This is a genomic window from Promicromonospora sp. NPDC110617 (assembly GCF_055598465.1).
On sequence record NZ_JBVKBM010000001.1, the window covers coordinates 1 to 16,348 of the forward strand.

Annotated in this window: 15 protein-coding genes; 3 read left to right on the forward strand and 12 right to left on the reverse strand. The window is 71.3% G+C overall.

Translation table 11 applies throughout. The features are described 5' to 3' along the window. Window positions 1-96: 96 nt before the first annotated feature. Window positions 97-1,284, reverse strand: coding sequence for an MFS transporter (locus tag ACZ7LE_RS00005; RefSeq protein WP_470401379.1), 1,188 nt, complete (start codon window positions 1,282-1,284; stop codon window positions 97-99). Between the two features lie 68 nt (window positions 1,285-1,352). Between ACZ7LE_RS00005 and ACZ7LE_RS00010 the strand changes: the two genes are divergently transcribed. Next, on the forward strand, window positions 1,353-1,658 hold the full coding sequence (locus tag ACZ7LE_RS00010) for an ArsR/SmtB family transcription factor (protein WP_470401380.1): 306 nt from the start codon (window positions 1,353-1,355) through the stop codon (window positions 1,656-1,658). A 15-nt stretch (window positions 1,659-1,673) separates the two neighbouring features. Here ACZ7LE_RS00010 and ACZ7LE_RS00015 read toward each other — a convergent pair whose 3' ends face one another. From ACZ7LE_RS00015 to ACZ7LE_RS00040, 6 genes are all read right to left on the reverse strand, one after another. Beyond that, window positions 1,674-2,414 carry an ABC transporter ATP-binding protein gene (locus ACZ7LE_RS00015; RefSeq protein WP_470401381.1) on the reverse strand — a complete coding sequence of 247 codons (741 nt, stop codon included), beginning with the start codon at window positions 2,412-2,414 and terminating at the stop codon, window positions 1,674-1,676. Further along, window positions 2,411-3,496, reverse strand: coding sequence for an ABC transporter substrate-binding protein (locus ACZ7LE_RS00020; RefSeq protein ID WP_470401382.1), 1,086 nt, complete (start codon window positions 3,494-3,496; stop codon window positions 2,411-2,413). Before ACZ7LE_RS00020 ends, ACZ7LE_RS00015 begins: the two co-directional genes overlap by 4 nt. Then, window positions 3,493-4,356 (reverse strand): ABC transporter permease, encoded by an 864-nt coding sequence (locus ACZ7LE_RS00025; protein ID WP_470401383.1) that lies wholly within the window; start codon window positions 4,354-4,356, stop codon window positions 3,493-3,495. The genes ACZ7LE_RS00020 and ACZ7LE_RS00025 overlap by 4 nt, the downstream gene beginning before the upstream one ends. Next, window positions 4,353-4,646: a thiamine-binding protein gene (locus ACZ7LE_RS00030; protein WP_470401384.1), complete on the reverse strand. Its 294-nt coding sequence runs from the start codon at window positions 4,644-4,646 to the stop codon at window positions 4,353-4,355. Before ACZ7LE_RS00030 ends, ACZ7LE_RS00025 begins: the two co-directional genes overlap by 4 nt. 349 nt (window positions 4,647-4,995) lie before the next feature. Then, complete coding sequence (locus tag ACZ7LE_RS00035) at window positions 4,996-5,976, reverse strand: Gfo/Idh/MocA family protein (protein WP_377232569.1); 981 nt, start codon at window positions 5,974-5,976, stop codon at window positions 4,996-4,998. Window positions 5,977-6,064: 88 nt separating this feature from the next. Then, entirely contained in the window at window positions 6,065-8,371 is a 2,307-nt protein-coding gene (locus ACZ7LE_RS00040; protein ID WP_470401385.1) for an immune inhibitor A domain-containing protein, read from the reverse strand. A gap of 257 nt (window positions 8,372-8,628) precedes the next feature. On the opposite strand from ACZ7LE_RS00040, the gene ACZ7LE_RS00045 reads away from it, so the two are divergent. After that, complete coding sequence (locus ACZ7LE_RS00045) at window positions 8,629-9,876, forward strand: MFS transporter (RefSeq protein ID WP_470401386.1); 1,248 nt, start codon at window positions 8,629-8,631, stop codon at window positions 9,874-9,876. Here ACZ7LE_RS00045 and ACZ7LE_RS00050 read toward each other — a convergent pair. Next, on the reverse strand, window positions 9,857-10,414 hold the full coding sequence (locus tag ACZ7LE_RS00050) for a septum formation family protein (protein WP_470401387.1): 558 nt from the start codon (window positions 10,412-10,414) through the stop codon (window positions 9,857-9,859). The genes ACZ7LE_RS00045 and ACZ7LE_RS00050 overlap by 20 nt on opposite strands. 262 nt (window positions 10,415-10,676) lie before the next feature. Between ACZ7LE_RS00050 and ACZ7LE_RS00055 the strand changes: the two genes are divergently transcribed. Continuing rightward, window positions 10,677-11,990 (forward strand): endonuclease/exonuclease/phosphatase family protein, encoded by a 1,314-nt coding sequence (locus tag ACZ7LE_RS00055; RefSeq protein WP_470401388.1) that lies wholly within the window; start codon window positions 10,677-10,679, stop codon window positions 11,988-11,990. Between the two features lie 106 nt (window positions 11,991-12,096). Here the strand turns inward: ACZ7LE_RS00055 and ACZ7LE_RS00060 are convergent, their stop codons facing one another. Genes ACZ7LE_RS00060 through ACZ7LE_RS00075 form a run of 4 tightly spaced genes read right to left on the reverse strand, consistent with a single transcriptional unit; the run spans window position 12,097 to window position 16,309 of the window. Further along, window positions 12,097-12,861, reverse strand: a complete 765-nt coding sequence (locus tag ACZ7LE_RS00060) for an ABC transporter ATP-binding protein (RefSeq protein ID WP_470401389.1) — start codon at window positions 12,859-12,861, stop codon at window positions 12,097-12,099. Beyond that, window positions 12,858-13,880, reverse strand: coding sequence for an ABC transporter ATP-binding protein (locus ACZ7LE_RS00065; RefSeq protein ID WP_470401390.1), 1,023 nt, complete (start codon window positions 13,878-13,880; stop codon window positions 12,858-12,860). The genes ACZ7LE_RS00060 and ACZ7LE_RS00065 overlap by 4 nt, the downstream gene beginning before the upstream one ends. Further along, complete coding sequence (locus ACZ7LE_RS00070) at window positions 13,870-14,859, reverse strand: branched-chain amino acid ABC transporter permease (protein ID WP_285100480.1); 990 nt, start codon at window positions 14,857-14,859, stop codon at window positions 13,870-13,872. Before ACZ7LE_RS00070 ends, ACZ7LE_RS00065 begins: the two co-directional genes overlap by 11 nt. Window positions 14,860-14,872: 13 nt before the next feature. Then, entirely contained in the window at window positions 14,873-16,309 is a 1,437-nt protein-coding gene (locus ACZ7LE_RS00075) for a branched-chain amino acid ABC transporter permease (RefSeq protein WP_470401391.1), read from the reverse strand. Window positions 16,310-16,348 lie beyond the last annotated feature (39 nt).

Sequence of the window (16,348 nt, forward strand, 5' to 3'; positions counted from 1 at the left end):
CGGGCTGAAGGTTGGTGTGGTAACCCCTTCGATACCGGAGGTCCTCGCTACTTTCCGATCACGCCACGCCGTTCACAACCTTCCGGGGAACTACATCTAGGCGAGGGTGGCCCGGCGGGGCAGCGCGTAGCCCAGGGCGAAGACGGCGAGCGCCGCCGCGGCCGCACCGGCACCGAGCAGGTCCAGCCACGCCGCGCCGAACGGCAGCACCGACGCGCCGACGACGGGCGCGACCGCGATCCCGACGTACATCGCCGTCGAGTACCAGGACAGCGACACCCCGGCGACGGCAGGGTCGACGTCGACCAGGCGGTGCTGGATGGGCACGAGAGCCGTGGCGGTACCCAGGCCCCAGACCCCGAACAGCACGGCGGTGCCCAGGTACGAGTCCTCCGCCGCGAACAGCGCGCCGAGGGAGACGACGACCACGGCGAGGGCGCCGACCGCGGTGGGCCGCGCCCCGATCCGGTCGGTGAGGGAGCCGCCCAGCCAGTTGCCGACGAGCCCGGCGGCGCCGAAGACCAGCAGGAGCGTCGCGAGCGCCGTCCCGCTGCCACCGGTCACGCCACGCGTCACGGCCGAGCTGAAGATGTAGACCATGTTGAACGCGGCCGTGAAGAGCAGGGCCGTCATCAGGGCCAGGCCGATCCGGACGTCGCGCAGCACCGCGAACCGGGCGGCGAGGCCGGGCACCGACCCGGTCGGCACGGTGCGTGCGAGCACCGCGACGACGACGGCGAGCACCGCCGCGAGCGCAGCCAGGATGCCGAGGGCGAGCCGCCAGCTCCCGAGGGCCGCCAACGCCGTGCCCAGCGGGGAGCCGACGGCGGTCGCGAGCATGAACCCGAGGCCGACGACGCCGAGCGCGCGTCCCCGCTGTTCCGGGGGTACGAGCGTGGGGGCGGCCGCCATCGCGGCGGGCATGAGCGCGGCTCCGCCGAACGCGGCGACGACGCGCCCGGCGGTGAAGACGGTGAGGTCGCCGGCGATGGCCGAGAGGGCGATGCCTGCGGCGATGAGGCCCATGCCGGCGCCCATCAGGGCGGCGCGGGACGCACGGGCGAACACCACGGAGACGACCGGCGCGACGACCGCGACGATGATCGCGTACCAGGAGATGGAGTAGCTGACGGCGCTGGTGCTCGCACCGATCCCGTCGGCGATCTGCGGCAGCACGCCCGCGATGACGAAGGCGTTCGTGCCGACCACGAACAGCGCCGCGGCGATCGCCGAGATCCGGAGATAGGCACCCCGCAGCGAGTATGATTGTTCGATGAACGTCATACCATCGAGCGTACGCGACAGTTCGATGGTTGTCGAACTATTCGCGCGGACCGATGTCGAGGTGAGTCATGGGTGACTATCCCAGCCCGGACATGGCCGAGGTCGAGCTCGTCGACGTGCTCAAGGCCCTCGGCGATCCGGTGCGCCTGCAGATCCTGCGCCACCTGGCCGACGGCGAGCCCAAGCCCAAGACCCTCGACGGCTGGGGCCTGGACCTCACGAAGTCGACCATGTCGCACCACTTCCGCACGCTGCGCGAGGCGGGCCTCACGCGCACGATCGTGCACGGCCGCACGCACGCCATCCAGCTCCGCCGCTACGAGCTCGACGACAAGTTCCCGGGCCTGATCGCCGCCGTGCTCGCCGAGAGCTGACCGCCGCTACGACGGTCACGACCGGCGCGGCAGCGGTTCGAGCGCGGCGAGCACCTCGTCCCGGCCCGGGGCGGCGGCGTCCAGCACCGCCCGGCCCGGCCGGGCGCCGAGCACCACCACGCGGTCGGCCAGGGCGAGAGCCTCGTCCACGTCGTGCGTCACGAGCACCACGGCCCGCTGCCCGACGCCGGCGGACCCGTCCGATCGACCGGCGTCGGCGAGCCCGACCCCCGCCAGCCACTCGTTCATCCGCCGCCGCGTGATCGGGTCCAGCGCGCCGAACGGCTCGTCGAGCAGCAGCACGGGCCGCCCGGCCAGACAGGTGCGGAGCAGCGCGAGCCGCTGCCGCATCCCGCCCGACAGCTCGTGGGGCCATGCCCGCTCGAAGCCCGCCAGGCCGAACGTCTCGAACAGCTCGGCGGCACGGGCCTCGGCCTCGGCCCGCGGCACCCGCGCGATCCGGGCGCCGAGCAGGGCGTTGGACCACGCCCGGCGCCACGGCAGCAGCCCGTCCCGCTGCGGCATCCAGGCGGTGGCGGCCGCGCCGTCCGGCAGCGTGGGCAGCGCGAGCTCCCCCGACACCGCCGCGCCCGGCGGCAGCATGCCGCCGAGCGCGCGCAGCAGCGTCGACTTGCCGCACCCCGAGGGTCCGACGACGGCGACGAACTCGCCGTCCGCGACCGCGAGGTCCACGCCGTCCAGTGCCAGGACGTCGCCGAACCGGACGCTCAGCCCGTGCGCCGCGAGCACGCTCACGGCTGGTCGACGGCGTCGGTGTCGCCCGCGGCGCCGGCCGCATCCTCGGAGGCGCCCGCATCCTCGGAGGCGCCCGCGCCCGGCAGGTAGTCGTCGGTCCAGGCGGCGTCCGTGTCGAACCCCGGCTCGGTCAGCCCCTCCTCCTCGAGGAACCCGACGAACCCGTCCCACACCTCCGCGCGCTGCACGCCCCACTCGCCGGACGCGTACCGCGGGCCGATCCACCGCGCGCTCGCCCCGACCAGCTCCGGGTCGAGCTCGGGCGCGGCCGCCAGCAGCACCTGGGCCGCCTGGTCGGGGTCGGCGGCGGCCTCCTCGTACCCGCGCGAGAGCGCGGCCAGGAACCCGCGGGCGACGTCCGGCTCCTCGTCCAGCAGCGACCGGGACGTCGCCACGAGCGGCGTGTACCAGTCCGGGATGCAGTCGAGGTGGTCGCGGAACGCGAGGGTGTCGACGTCGAGCCCGTCGACCTCGCCGAGCCGGATCGTGTCCCAGGCGTCGAACACCCAGGCGGTGTCGAACTGGTCCTCGGTCAGGCCGATGCGGAAGTCGTCGCTGACCAGCGGCGTGAACTCGACCCGCGCCGGGTCGCCGCCGTCGCACTCCACGAGCTTGCTGATCAGCGCCTTCTCGAGGTCGGACTCGTACGACCCGTACCGCTTGCCCTCCAGGTCCCTGGGCCGCGTGATCCCGTCGTCCGCGAGGCTGATCAGGGACGAGGTGTTGTGCTCGATCACGGTCGCGACGGAGACGACGTCGGCGCCCGCCGCCCGCGCCGGGACCAGGCCCTCGGCCACGGAGTACGCGAAGTCGGCCTGACCCGCCGCGACGAGCTGCAGGCCGGAGGTCTCGCCCGGCTCGACGATCTCGACGTCGAGCCCCTCCTCCTCGAACCAGCCCTCGGCCTGGGCCAGGTAGAGGCCGGCGTGGTTGGTGTTGGGCGTCCAGTCGAGCACGACGGTGACCTCGCGCAGGCCGCCGTCGGACGCCGTGCCCGGGGTGCCCGCGGCGGCGCCGCAGCCCGCGAGCGCCAGGGGCGCCAGCGCGGCGAGAGCCAGGACGGGGGTACGGGAGAACTTCATGATTTTCCTCTCTGCCACGGCGTCGCGACGCGCGTGAGCGCCGCGACGAGGGCGAAGAACAGGCCGGACAGGAGGGCGATCAGCACGACGCCCACGAAGATCTGGTCCACGGCGTACGCCTTGCGGGACCGCTGCACGAACACGCCGAGGCCGGACTGCCCGGCGAGGTACTCGGCGACCACCGCCGCGCCCACCGCGTAGGTGGCGGCGACCCGGAGGCCCGCGAGCGCGCCGGGGACCGACGCCGGCAGCCGGACCAGCAGGAACTGGTCCAGGCGGGTGCCGCCGAGGCCGGCGACCATGTCGGCGTGCTCGGCGTCGACGGCACGCATCGCGCCCACCGCCGAGACCAGGACGGGAAAGAAGACGGTGAGCGACACGAGGATCACCTTGGGCAGCAGGCCGAAGCCCGCCCACAGGATCATCAGCGGCGCGAGCACGACGACCGGCACCGTCTGCGTGAGCACGACCAGCGGGTAGACGGCGTCGCCGGTCACGCGGGAGGCCGTGACCACGATGCTCAGCAGCAGTCCGGCGACCGCGCCGAGCGCGAGCCCGGCCGCGGCCTCGGTCAGCGTGGTCGCGACGTGCGGCCCGAGCAGCGGCGCCACCTCGACGGCGGTGCGGGCCACCCGGGACGGTGCGGGCAGCACGAACTCGGGCACGTCCGCGAGGCGCACCCAGGCCTCCCACACCGTGAGCAGCGCCGCGACGGTCAGGAGCGGGGCGAGCACGCGTCTGGCCCGCCGTCCGGCATCGCGACGACCGGCATCGCGGGCGACGCCCCGCTCCTGCCCGGCCGGGCGACGCTCCCGCCCGGCCCGGCGTCCGCCGTCGGGCACGACGGCGCGCGTGCTCACGCCCGGAACTTGGTGACGAGGTCAGAGATGGTGGGGCCGGCGTCGTCGGCACCCTGGCTGACCTTGATGTTGGACTGGACGCCGTCCGCGCCGGCGGCGAGCGTCGCCTCGTGGACGGCGCGCAGCAGCGCCCACACCTCGTCGGGGCTGCCCTGGACGAACGTGCCCATGGCGCCCACCTCGTAGGTGAGCCCGGACGCCTGGATGACGGCGATGGCGGCGTCCACGTATGCGTACTTCGCGTCGGGCGTGCCGCTGGGGCGGGGAGAGACCTGGATCTCGGCGAGCATGTGCGACCTCCGGTGCACGGGCAGGCCAGAGGTCGCCGGTTCCCGACAGAGGGCGCGCGACCACGCCCCCGCGCAGGGGACGGCCTCGACCGAACGCCCGTGCCGTCAGGCACGTCCTTCCGCTGGCATTACCCAGTTCAAGTGATCGGGTCGACGGCGTCGGGCGTGGTGCCCAGGCCTTCCTCTCAGCCCGGCTACCCCGAGCTCCCCGCGTTGGCGGGGCCACGGTACCGCTAGTCGCAGCAGGTCCGGAAGCCTGCTCACCTTTGAGGCCCGGGTTTCTTCGCTTTCAGGCTGCTGAAAGCGAAGAAAGCCGGGCCTCAAAGGTGACGGCGGAAGGCGGGTCAGGTCACTCGCCCGGGTAGACCAGGCCGATCTGCTCGCGGATCGTGTCCAGCGTGGCCATGATCGCCACCGACTCCTCGCGCGGGAGCAGCGGGCTGTCCAGCTCGCCGGCCGCCACCAGGCGCTCGGCCTCGGCCGCCTGGAAGTGCATGCCGCGGCCCGTCACCTCGGCGCGGAACGTCTCGGTCTCGGTGCCCGAGGCGTCGTAGACGTGCACGGTCGACGGGTTGTACCAGGTCGCGTCGATCTCGATGCGGCCCTCGGTGCCCAGGATCGAGGCCCGGTTGGGCCCGCGGGTGTCGGACGCCGACACGGTCGTGGCGACCCGGGCGCCGTCGTACCCGAAGATCGTGGCGACGGTGGCGTCCGCGCCCGTCTCCTTGAACGTCGCGTGCGACTGCACCGTGAGCGGCTCGCCGAACAGGTCCCAGGCGAACGAGACCGGGTAGATGCCCAGGTCCAGCAGGGAGCCGCCGCCCAGAGCGAGGTCGTTGATGCGGTGGGCCGGGTCGTCGGGCAGGTCCTGGGTGTGGTCCACCATCAGGGTGCGCACCTCGCCCAGCGCGCCCGACGCGATGATCTCGCGCACGCGCGCCATGTGCGGCAGGAACCGGGTCCACATGGCCTCCAGGACCACGAGCCCCTTCGACTCCGCCAGGTCCACGATCTCGCGCGCCTCGGCGGCGTTGAGCGTGAACGGCTTCTCGACCAGCACGTGCTTGCCGGCCTCCAGCACCAGCTTCGCCGCCTCGGCGTGGAACGGGTGCGGCGTGGCCACGTAGACGATGTCGACCTCGGGGTCGGCCACCAGGTTCTCGTAGGAGCCGTGCGCCGTCGGGATGCCGAACCGGTCGGCGAACTCGCGGGCCTTCTCCAGGGATCGGGACCCCACCGCCTGCACGGTGAAGCCGTTGTCGTTCAGGTCTGATGTGAAGCTCGCGGCGATCCCGCCGGCCGCCAGGATGCCCCATCGCAGGTGTGTCATGCGTTCGAGCGTAGTGCCCGCAGAACGAGTCAGACGCTCAGGTCACCCGAGGGACCTGAGCGTCTGACCCGTCAGTGCGGGGAGGAGATCAGTTGACCTGGATGGTCATGTGACCGTTCTTGCTGTCCTCCGTGAGCACCTTGATGGTGGTGCCGGTGCCGCCGACCTTGACCGAGTGGCCGGGGTTGTCGGCGTCGTAGTAGGCGAGCGGGTTGGTGTCGTCGAACGTCGGGACGGCCTTCTGCTTCCAGAGGTTGAGCGAGGTCAGCGACGTGGCCGACACCTCACGGTGCAGCGAGAGCACGTCGGTCTTCTGCAGGCCGAACGTGGCGTCGAAGGACTGGATGCGGTTGCGGGCGATCGTGCCGTCCGACCACTTCAGCGCCTTGGCGCGGGCGTCGATCGGCAGGGCCTGGCCGCCACCCGCGTGCTGCGACGTGTTGTTGTCGCCGTACCGGCTGTTCACGTACCAGACCAGCAGGCCGTCCTGGTACGGGTAGTGCTCCACCTTGTTGCCGTTGGTGAAGCTCCAGCCGAAGTTGTACGGGCCGGTCTTCAGCGTGGCGTCGTACCCGCCGTACACGCGGTTCTCGGCCACGTAGTAGTGCTGGAAGGTGACCTCGTACGTACCGTCGGCGCCCACCGTGGTGAACCCGTCGGCCGACCAGTCGGTCGCGTCCGAGAAGTCCTCGGTCAGGGCGTCGCCCACGGCGACGTCGTCGACGACGATGCCGGTCTCGTTGGTGCCACCGTCGCTGGAGTAGCGGAAGCGCACCGAAGCCGTCTGACCGGCGTAGTCGGCCAGGTCGGCGGTCAGGTCGACCCACGCGCCGTCCGAGGTGCCGGTGATGCCGGAGCCCGGGTTGGTGCCGTTCGGGTCCTCGTCCGTCGACAGGTTGTTCGGCAGGGCGGTCCAGGTGGAGCCGCCGTCCGTCGAGATCTCGGCGAACGCGTAGTCGAAGTCCACCTCGATGTCGTACTGCACCTTGGCGGTCAGCGAGGCGCCGGCCGGCACGGTGAACGACGGCGAGGCGATCGTGTTGTTCAGGTCGTTGCCGGTACCGGAGTAGACGAACTCGCCGTCGAACGGCGCGATCCCCACGTCCTCCCGCGCGACGCCGTCCGGCAGGTTCACGATCGCCGCCTGCGCGCGCGTCGTGGCATGGAACGACGGGCCGAGCTTGATGCGCTCGGTCTCGCCCGGCTCCACGACCTCGTAGTCGAGCCAGCCCAGGAACAGCTTCTCGGTGGCGCCCATGTGGTTCGGCGTGGTGCCGATGGTGCCGTCGCCGTGGCCCATCCACGAGCCGGAGCTCATGAGGTTCCAGTAGCCGGTGCCGTTCTCGCCACCCGCGGTGTCGTAGTAGTCCGGCAGGCCGAGGTCGTGGCCGAACTCGTGGGCGAACACACCCAGGCCGCCGTTCTCCGGCTCCGTGGTGTAGTCGCGGATCCAGATGTCGGAGTCACCGATCTTGATGCCGCCGACCTTCGGGAACCCGGCCGGGCCGTCGGTGCCGAAGCCGCCCTGGTTGACCGACCAGCGGTGCGACCAGATGGCCTCCTCGGGCGCGCCGGCCTCCTCGCCCTCCCCGGCGTGGATCGCCTGGAAGTGGTCGATGTAGCCGTCGGGCTCGGCCGTGATGCCGTCACCGTCCAGGTCGTAGCGGTCCCAGACGTCGAACGACTTCAGGTACGCGTCGATCTCCGCGGCGGACTTGCCCGCCGCGACCTGCTGGTCGTACCAGGCGTCGGCGGAGTCCTGGATGAACCGCGTCATGTCCGCGCCGGACTCCGTGGTGCCGTACGAGGCCGTGCTGTAGGGCACGGTGACCCAGTCGGACACGTCGCCCTGGAGGTCGAACCGGCCCGACGACATCTCGTCGTAGACGCCGGCGAACGACTCGCCGTCCTGGTCCTCCAGGCCGGTGAAGAACATCTCCTGGTAGTGCTCGCGCGAGAAGTCCGACTCCCAGTAGGTGGAGTTGTCGCTGCGCACGGGCTCCGGGATCTCGTTGTGCGCCGGGCCGGCGGCCGCGTCCGGGAAGCGCTCGTCGGTCTGGTCGCCGAAGTCGACCAGGATGCTGAAGAGCTGCGCGGTCTCCTCGACGCCGTACTCGACGTACTCGCGCGGCGAGATCTCCACGACCTTGGACTTGTGCTTGCCCGACCCGCGCGTCTCGACCTTCGCCTGACCGGTCGCGACCATGTCGACGGCGAGCTGCCGCTTCTCGGTCTGCTTCTCGGCGAGGGCGTCGGGGCGGTTGTCCTCCTTGGCGGGCGCCGCCTGCTGCGGCGGCTCCTCGACCGGCGGCGCCGCGGAAGCAGTGATCGGCACGACGGCGGCCGAGAGCAGCAGCGCTGCTCCCGCACCAACCGCACAGAGACGTGAGTTCATGTTTCCTCCGTGAAGAGAGCTGCGTCCGGGACGAGGAGGTGGTGCGTACGGGCCCCGAACCTGCTGGACACCTTTGTCCACGGAGGAGGAAACCAGGGAAATATTACGACAATGTTGCCTAGGACACAGTTCTGGTTCAGGACGTATGCCGGGAATGGGCTCGTAGAATCGGTTCGAGGCCGCGTATTTTGGTCGATGTCCGCCGGGCCGGCTCGTCGTCCGGGTGAGCCCGCGCCCGTCGACCCGCCGGAGATCCCATGACCGCGAACACCCCTGCCCCAGCGGCGGCCTTTGCCGCGCCCCCGGTGGACCAGCGCCGCGCGGCCATCGCGCTGATCGCGCTCTCGGTGAGCGCCTTCACCTTCGTGACGGCGGAGAACCTGCCGGGCGGGCTGCTCACCCTCATCGCGCCCGACCTGGGCCGCAGCACGTCCGAGGTGGGGCTGCTGGTCACGGCGTACGCCGCCGTCGTCGTGCTCGCGTCGCTGCCGCTCTCGCGACTGACCCGGCGGTTCCCGCGCCGCTGGGTGCTGGCGGCGACCACCGCGGTGTGCACCGTCGGGACGCTGTGGTCGGCGGTCGCCGCCGGCTACGTGGACCTGATGGCCGCGCGCATGGTCACGGCGCTGGGTCAGGCGCTGTTCTGGTCGGTCGTCACGCCGGCCGCCGCGAGCCTGTTCGCCCCCGCCGTCCGCGGCAAGATGATCGCGCGCCTCGCCATCGGCAACTCGCTCGCCCCGCTGCTCGGCGTGCCGCTCGGCACCTGGGTGGGCCAGCAGGCGGGCTGGCGCACCGCGTTCCTCGTGTTCTCCGTGGTGAGCCTGCTCGCGTGCCTCGCGATGGCCATCGCCATGCCGGACGTCGACGCCGAGCAGAGCGGCACCGCCACCGGCACCCACCCCAGCATGCGCCGCTTCGTGGTGCTCATGGTGGTCACCGTGCTGCTCGTGACGGGCGGCTTCATGATGATCACGTTCGTCACCCAGTTCCTGCTGGAGACGGCGGGGTTCCCCGACCGCTGGCTCAGCGCGCTGCTGCTGGGCCAGGGTGCCGCGGGCCTGGCGGGGACCCTGCTGATCGGCCAGGTGCTCGACCGCCGGCCGTGGCAGACGGTGCTCGTGGCGCTCGGCCTGCTCACCGGCGCGCTGGTGCTGCTGTGGGCGCTGGGCCACGTCCCGGCCGTCGCCCTGGCCGGCTTGGCCCTGTTCGGCCTCGCGTTCAGCGCGATCCCACCGGCGCTGTCGTTCCTGTCCATGCAGGTCGCCCCGGGCGCCACCGAGTCGGCGACCGCGATCTCGAGCTCGGTGTTCAACATCGGGATCGGCGGCGGGGCGGCGCTCGGGGCGCTGGTGGTGGCCACGGTCGGCATCGACACGGTGCCCCTGGTCGGGGCGTTCTTCGTGCTCGTCGCGCTCGTGGTCGTCGCGGTCGACGTGCGGGTCGCGGCCCGCCGGACCGCGACGCCGCACGCCGACGTGCCGGGAGTTACTCCGCGACGCCCTTGAGGCTGCCCGTGAACGGCTCCTCGGAGCTGATGATGCACTGCAGCGAGCGGTCGTTCAGCTGGTCCCAGGTGGCCTGGGTCGGGTAGAAGCCGGTGTAGCCGTAGACGGACTCGTCGTAGGAGACGCCCACGAACTTCTCGAACTCGTCGTAGCACCACTCGTCGAACTTCTTCGACATGGCCTCGTCGCCCGGGTACTTGGCGTCGTCCATGATGAGCTCGGCGTAGACCTCGCCGGTGTGCTCCTCCGCGCACGGCACCACGGGCACCGACTCGACCTCGAAGTCCTCGCCCTCCGCGGACTCGCCGTAGCCGTCGAGGGCCTCCAGGTCGATGCAGTCGCCCTTCAGGATCTCGAACGCGTCCGCGTCGGCGGAGGCGGTGATCTCGCCGCCCGGCTCGTCACGCGGGGCCTCGCCGCTCGACAGGATGCCGTCGAGGACCGAGCAGCCGGAGAGCAGGGTCAGCGAGACGGTCGCTGCGGCCGCGGCGGCCAGCAGCCGGGCCGGACGGCGGACGGGACGGAGGGTGCGGATCATCAAGTTCTTCCTTTGGTTCGGCACGACGGCGGATGCCCTCGCCGCGGCCACCTCCGGCCGCCCCGGAAAACTACCGTCTCGAACGTCCGTACTGGTGGCGAGCGCACAACGATTCGATCACGGCCCGCCGGACGACCTGCGCCGCGGCACGAAGCGCCCCGTCGGCGGGGCTGTTCACGCGCCGTTCACCCGCACGAGCGGGCGCCGTCCTACGGTGTCGATGCGGACCACCCGCGCACGACACCCCGACGAAGGAGCAGTCATGCGAGCCAGCACCCCCTCGCGCCTGACCGGCGCGGCCGCGGCGGCGGCCCTGCTGGCCGGGGCCTTCCTCGCCTCGGCGAGCACGGCCTCGGCAGGTACGACGCCGGACGGCGGCCCGGCGGCGACGTCGGCCGGGCACGGCCGGGACCACACCACGCCCCGGACCCTGCGCGCCGCGACCTACAACCTGTCGCTCAACCGCGCGACCGAGGGCGAGCTCGTCGCCGACCTGTCCACGGGCGACGACGTCCAGGCAGCGACGGTGGCCGAGGTGATCCAGCACGCGAACCCGGACGTCGTGCTGCTCAACGAGTTCGACTACTCGGGCGACGCCGACCCGTACGCCGCGGCCGACCTGTTCCGCGAGAACTACCTGGAGGTGGCGCAGGGCACGGGCCGGCCGGTGGAGTACCCGTACGCGTTCGTCGCACCGTCGAACACCGGGATCCCGAGCGGGTTCGACCTGAACAACGACGGAACCGTCGGGGGCGGCGACGACGCGCTCGGCTTCGGCCTGTTCCCGGGGCAGTACGGCATGGTCGTGCTGTCCAAGTACCCGATCCGGCACCGCGACGTCCGCACCTTCCAGGACTTCACGTGGCAGGACATGCCGGGTGCGCTCCTGCCGGACGACCCCGCCACCGCTGCCCCGGCCGACTGGTACTCCGCCGAGGAGCTGGCGGTGCTGCCGCTGTCGTCCAAGTCGCACTGGGACGTGCCGGTCCGCGTGGGTCGCGAGACGGTGCACGTGCTGGCGGCGCACCCGACCCCGCCGTCGTTCGACGGCGCCGAGGACCGGAACGGCCTGCGCAACCACGACGAGATCAGGTTCTGGGCGGACTACGTGCGCGGCGGCCGTACTGCCCGGTACATCTACGACGACGACGGCCGGCGCGGCGGGCTGCGGCCCGGGTCGTCGTTCGTGATCGTGGGCGACTACAACGCCGACCCGCTCGACGGCGACTCCGCCACGGGCGACGACGGCGTCCCGGCGATCGACCAGCTCCTGCGGCACCCCCGCATCACGGACCCGCAGCCCACGTCGGCGGGCGCACCCGAGGCCTCGGCGCTCCAGGCCGGCGCCAATCTGACCCACGACGGCGACCCGGCCCTCGACACGGCCGACTTCGCCGACACGACGCCGGGCAACCTCCGCGTCGACTACGTGCTCCCGTCGCGCGACCTGCGCGTGAAGGGCGCCGGCGTCTTCTGGCCGGCCGCCGCCGACCCGCTGTCCCGGCTCACGGGCGTCTACCCGTTCCCGAGCAGCGACCACCGCCTCACCTGGACCGACGTCAGGCTGCCGAGGTAGAACCCCGGCGAGATAGAACTGCAGCGAGATAGAACTCTGGCGTACCCCCTGATCAGGGGGTACGCCAGAGTTCTATCTCGCCAGGGTTCTACCTCGGCAGGGTGGGTCAGGAGGCCTTGTCGACGTCCTCCGCGAGGGTGCCCAGGTAGAGCGAGATGACCTTGGGGTCGGACTGCAGCTCCTTGCCCGTCCCCGTGTACGCGTCCCTGCCCTGGTCCAGCACGTAGCCCCGGTCGCAGATCTGCAGGCAGCGCCGGGCGTTCTGCTCGACCATCACGACGGACACGCCCGCCTTGTTGATCATCCGGGTGCGCAGGAACGTCTCGTCCTGCCGCACCGGCGACAGCCCGGCGGACGGCTCGTCGAGGAGCAGCACCGACGGGTTCATCATCAGGGCGCGAGCCATGGCCACCATCTGCCGCTCACCGCCCGACATGGCGCCCGCCCGCTGCGCGCGCCGCTCCCCCAGGGTGGGGAACAGGTCGGTGATGAACTCGAACCGCTCGGCGAACGCCTTGGGCCGCAGGTACACGCCCATCCGCATGTTCTCCTCGACGGTGAGCGAGGGGAACACGTTGTTGTTCTGCGGCACGAACCCGACACCCTGCGACACGAGGGTGTTCGCCTTCTGGTTGGTGATGTCCTCGCCGCCCAGGGTCACGCTGCCGGAACGCACGTGGACCAGGCCGAACAGGGACTTCAGCAGCGTCGACTTGCCGGCGCCGTTCGGGCCGATGATGCCCACGAGCTCACCCTTGGCGACCTCCAGGTTGCACCCGTTCAGGATGTTCACGCCCGGCAGGTACCCGGCCACGATGTCGGTCGCCTTGAGCAGGATCTCCCGCTTCTCGGTCTTGGCCGCGTCGTTCATCGCTTCTCCTCCTCGGCCTCGAGCCGGGCCAGCACTGCGGGGTCGAGCAGCGAGTCGTCCCCGAGGTCGGTGTCGTGGTGCGCACCCAGGTAGGCGTCGACGACGGCCTGGTCCTGCATGACGGACTTGGGCGGCCCCTCGGCGACGATCCTGCCCTCGGCCATGACCACCACCCAGTCGGAGATGTGCCGCACCGCGTGCATGTCGTGCTCCACGAACAGCACGGTCATGCCGTCGTCGCGCAGCGCCTGGATGTGGTGCAGCAGCGACTGCACCAGCGCCGGGTTCACGCCGGCCATGGGCTCGTCGAGCATGATCATGGTCGGGTCCGTCATCAGGGCCCGCGCCATCTCCAGGAGCTTGCGCTGACCGCCGGACAGCGAGCCCGCGAAGTCGTCCTTCTTGGCGTCGAGCTTGAACCGCGCCAGGATCTCGAGCGCCTTCTCGGTGTTGCGCTTCTCGGTGCCCGCCCACAGCGGCTTCACCAGCGAGCCGAACAGGTTCTCGCCCGGGTTGTCCATCGCGGCGAGGAGCATGTTCTGCAGCACCGTCAGGCGGGAGAGCGCCTTGGTGAGCTGGAACGTACGAACCATGCCGTTGCGCGCCACCTTGGCGGCGCTGACGCCGCCCAGCGACTTGCCCTCGAAGGACCACGAGCCCTGGTTGGGCTTGTCGAAGCCCGTGAGCAGGTTGAAGAAGGTCGTCTTGCCGGCGCCGTTCGGGCCGATGAGGGCCGTGATGACCCCGCGCTGGACCTCCAGGTGGTCGACGTCGACGGCGGTCATGCCGCCGAACCGGCGCTGCACGTCGTCGACGAGCAGGATCGGGTCCGGCTTGCTCACGCCGACCTTCGGCTCGACCGCGGCCAGGACGTGCTCCGCGGCCTTCGCGGCCTCGGTGTCGCTGCGCTCGACGGTGTCGAGCGCCTCGACGGTGCTCGCCGGCACGTCGGTCGCCTCGGTCGCCTCGGGCAGGTCGGTCACCTCGGCCACCTTGTTCTCTGTCGTCTCATCGGACATCGAAGGCGAGCTCCTTCTTGTTCCCCAGGATTCCTTGTGGGCGGAAGATGACGAGCAGCATGAGGGTCACGCCGACGAGCAGACCACCGATCTGCTCCACCATCGTGGCCGTCACCACGCCTTCCAGACCCTCGCGCATACCCGCGCGGAGCAACATGTAGACCGCATAAAAGAGCATGGACCCCAGGACGGGACCGAACAAGGTGGCGGCGCCGCCGAGCAGCAGGACCGTCCACGCGAAGAACGTCAGCGAACGTCCCATGGCGTCGGGCGCGACCGACCTGGGCAGCACGTACAGCATGCCGGCGAGCGACCCGCACATGCCGCCGAGCACCAGCGCCTGCATCTTGTAGGAGAAGACGTTCTTGCCCAGTGCGCGGACGGCGTCCTCGTCCTCACGGATGCCCTTGAGCACGCGGCCCCACGGGCTGCGGGTGAGGAGCCAGACGAAGAGGACGGCGATGAGCACCACGGCCCACGAGAACAGGCGGGTCCACCACGAGTCGGATCCCGTGAACACGTACTCGAGCGGGCCGAACGCACCCCGCTCGGGCGCCGCGGGCAGGAACGACAGCTCCTGGAACGTCGCCTTGAACGAGCCACCCGTGAGCCCCGCCGCGCCGCCGGTCCATTCCTGGAAGACGGTGGCACGGCCGAGCATTCGGATGATCTCCGCGGCCGAGATGGTCACGATCGCGAGGTAGTCGCCACGCAGCTGCAGCGTGGGTGCGCCGAGGATGAGCGCGAACAAGGCTCCCGCGGCGAGCGAGATGAGCAGGGCCAGCCAGAACGGCGCGCCCGAGATCGTGGCGATGCCGAAGCCGTAGGCGCCCAGCAGCATGAAGCCTGCCTGCCCCATGTTGAGAAGGCCGGTGAACCCGAAGTGCAGGTTGAGGCCGATGGCGGCCAGCGCGATGGCGGCCGTGGTCGGAGCGATGAGCTCGGCGAGCGCCTGGGTGAGGATGCGGCTCAGTTCCATGATGGTTCTCCTTTCAGCCGATCCGCTCGGCGCGGCCGAGCAGGCCCTGCGGCCTGAACAGCAGCACGAGGATGAGGATCACGAGTGCCGAGGCGTAGCGCAGGTCGCTCGGCATTCCGGGGATGAGGGTGGACATCTCGACGACGAGGCCGATCACGAGGGAGCCGAGCAGGGCGCCGTAGGCCGTGCCCAGGCCACCGAGGGTGACGGCGGCGAACATCAGGAGCAGCAGCAGCATGCCGAGCGACCAGTTGAACGAGCCGAACGAGATGGCCAGCAGCATGCCTGCCAGGCCGGCGAAGCCCGTGGACATGGTCCAGACGATGCGGATGATGCGGTCCGGGTTGATGCCGGTGGCCGCGGCGAGCGCCGTGTTGTCCGAGACGGCGCGGGTGGCCCGGCCGGTCCGGGTGCGGGTGAGGAACCAGGCGATGAAGAAGATCACCACGACCGCGACGATCATCGAGATCCACGAGGCGGTGCTGAGCGTGATGCCCGCGATCTCCAGGGGCTTCGGGTTCTGCGGCAGGACGCGGTGCGACCGGCCGCCGATGACCATCTGGATGGCGTACTGCAGCGCGAGCGACAGGCCGATGGTCACGATCATCATCTGCGTGACCGGGGTGCCGCGTCGGCGCAACGGGCCCCAGATGGCGGCGTCCTGCAGCCAGCCGGTGGCGGCGCAGATCACGATCACGCCGATCACGGTGAGCCAGACCGGCATGTGCAGCCAGTTGATGCCGATGAAGCCGAACATGGCGCCCAGCGTCACCTGCTCGCCGTGCGAGAAGCTCGACAGGCCGGTCGTGCCGTAGATCAGGCTGATGCCCACCGAGGCCAGGGCGAGCAGCAGGCCGAACCGGATGCCGGAGCCGAACTGCTGCCAGATCTGCTGGAGGGACGGGCCGCCGCCACCGGTGGCGGCGGTGCCTGCTCCGCCGAGGCCCTCGTCCCCGGCGGCCGGGGCGGACGCCGCGTCCGTGGGCTCGCCCTCGCTCGGGGCGGTGGTGGCCTCCCCGCTGGGTTCGGCGCTCTCGGGGGGCGTGGTGCCCAGCCGGAAGGCCGCGCGCGCGGAGCTACCGGTCTGTGCCGTGACCTGCAGCTCGGTGGCGTCCGGGAAGAGCCCGTCCGGGACGGTCTCCTCGTCGAGGGTCAGCGTGTAGGTACCGACCTGCGGCACCTCCACGGACGCCGGCCCCTCCTGGGTGCTGGTCACATCTGTCTCGAACCCCGCGCCGGAGATGGTCACGCCCACGTCGGGGACGGGGTTGTTCTCCGCGTCCAGGACGATCGCCACGACGCAGGCGGTCGTGTCGTCGGGTGTGCAGTCGGCGGGCGCAGCGGCAGCCATCGCAGGTGCCGCGGCGATCACGGCCGGGATGGCCGCGGCCGCGAGCGTGGCCAGCAGCCTGCGCGCGGCCGTCGCGAGGTTCGGTCGGTCGGCTGTCATCTGCCGGGTCCTCCGTCGGTTCTGGTGTGTGGTGCTCCG

What these genes read in the sequence shown, in the direction of transcription:
- ACZ7LE_RS00005 (WP_470401379.1), bottom strand. Translation starts at nt 1,284, where the DNA reads ATGACGTTCATCGAACAATCATACTCGCTGCGGGGTGCCTATCTCCGG.
- ACZ7LE_RS00010 (WP_470401380.1), top strand. Translation starts at nt 1,353, where the DNA reads ATGGGTGACTATCCCAGCCCGGACATGGCCGAGGTCGAGCTCGTCGAC.
- ACZ7LE_RS00020 (WP_470401382.1), bottom strand. Translation starts at nt 3,496, where the DNA reads ATGAAGTTCTCCCGTACCCCCGTCCTGGCTCTCGCCGCGCTGGCGCCC.
- ACZ7LE_RS00030 (WP_470401384.1), bottom strand. Translation starts at nt 4,646, where the DNA reads ATGCTCGCCGAGATCCAGGTCTCTCCCCGCCCCAGCGGCACGCCCGAC.
- ACZ7LE_RS00035 (WP_377232569.1), bottom strand. Translation starts at nt 5,976, where the DNA reads ATGACACACCTGCGATGGGGCATCCTGGCGGCCGGCGGGATCGCCGCG.
- ACZ7LE_RS00040 (WP_470401385.1), bottom strand. Translation starts at nt 8,371, where the DNA reads ATGAACTCACGTCTCTGTGCGGTTGGTGCGGGAGCAGCGCTGCTGCTC.
- ACZ7LE_RS00045 (WP_470401386.1), top strand. Translation starts at nt 8,629, where the DNA reads ATGACCGCGAACACCCCTGCCCCAGCGGCGGCCTTTGCCGCGCCCCCG.
- ACZ7LE_RS00050 (WP_470401387.1), bottom strand. Translation starts at nt 10,414, where the DNA reads ATGATCCGCACCCTCCGTCCCGTCCGCCGTCCGGCCCGGCTGCTGGCC.
- ACZ7LE_RS00055 (WP_470401388.1), top strand. Translation starts at nt 10,677, where the DNA reads ATGCGAGCCAGCACCCCCTCGCGCCTGACCGGCGCGGCCGCGGCGGCG.
- ACZ7LE_RS00060 (WP_470401389.1), bottom strand. Translation starts at nt 12,861, where the DNA reads ATGAACGACGCGGCCAAGACCGAGAAGCGGGAGATCCTGCTCAAGGCG.
- ACZ7LE_RS00065 (WP_470401390.1), bottom strand. Translation starts at nt 13,880, where the DNA reads ATGTCCGATGAGACGACAGAGAACAAGGTGGCCGAGGTGACCGACCTG.
- ACZ7LE_RS00070 (WP_285100480.1), bottom strand. Translation starts at nt 14,859, where the DNA reads ATGGAACTGAGCCGCATCCTCACCCAGGCGCTCGCCGAGCTCATCGCT.
- ACZ7LE_RS00075 (WP_470401391.1), bottom strand. Translation starts at nt 16,309, where the DNA reads ATGACAGCCGACCGACCGAACCTCGCGACGGCCGCGCGCAGGCTGCTG.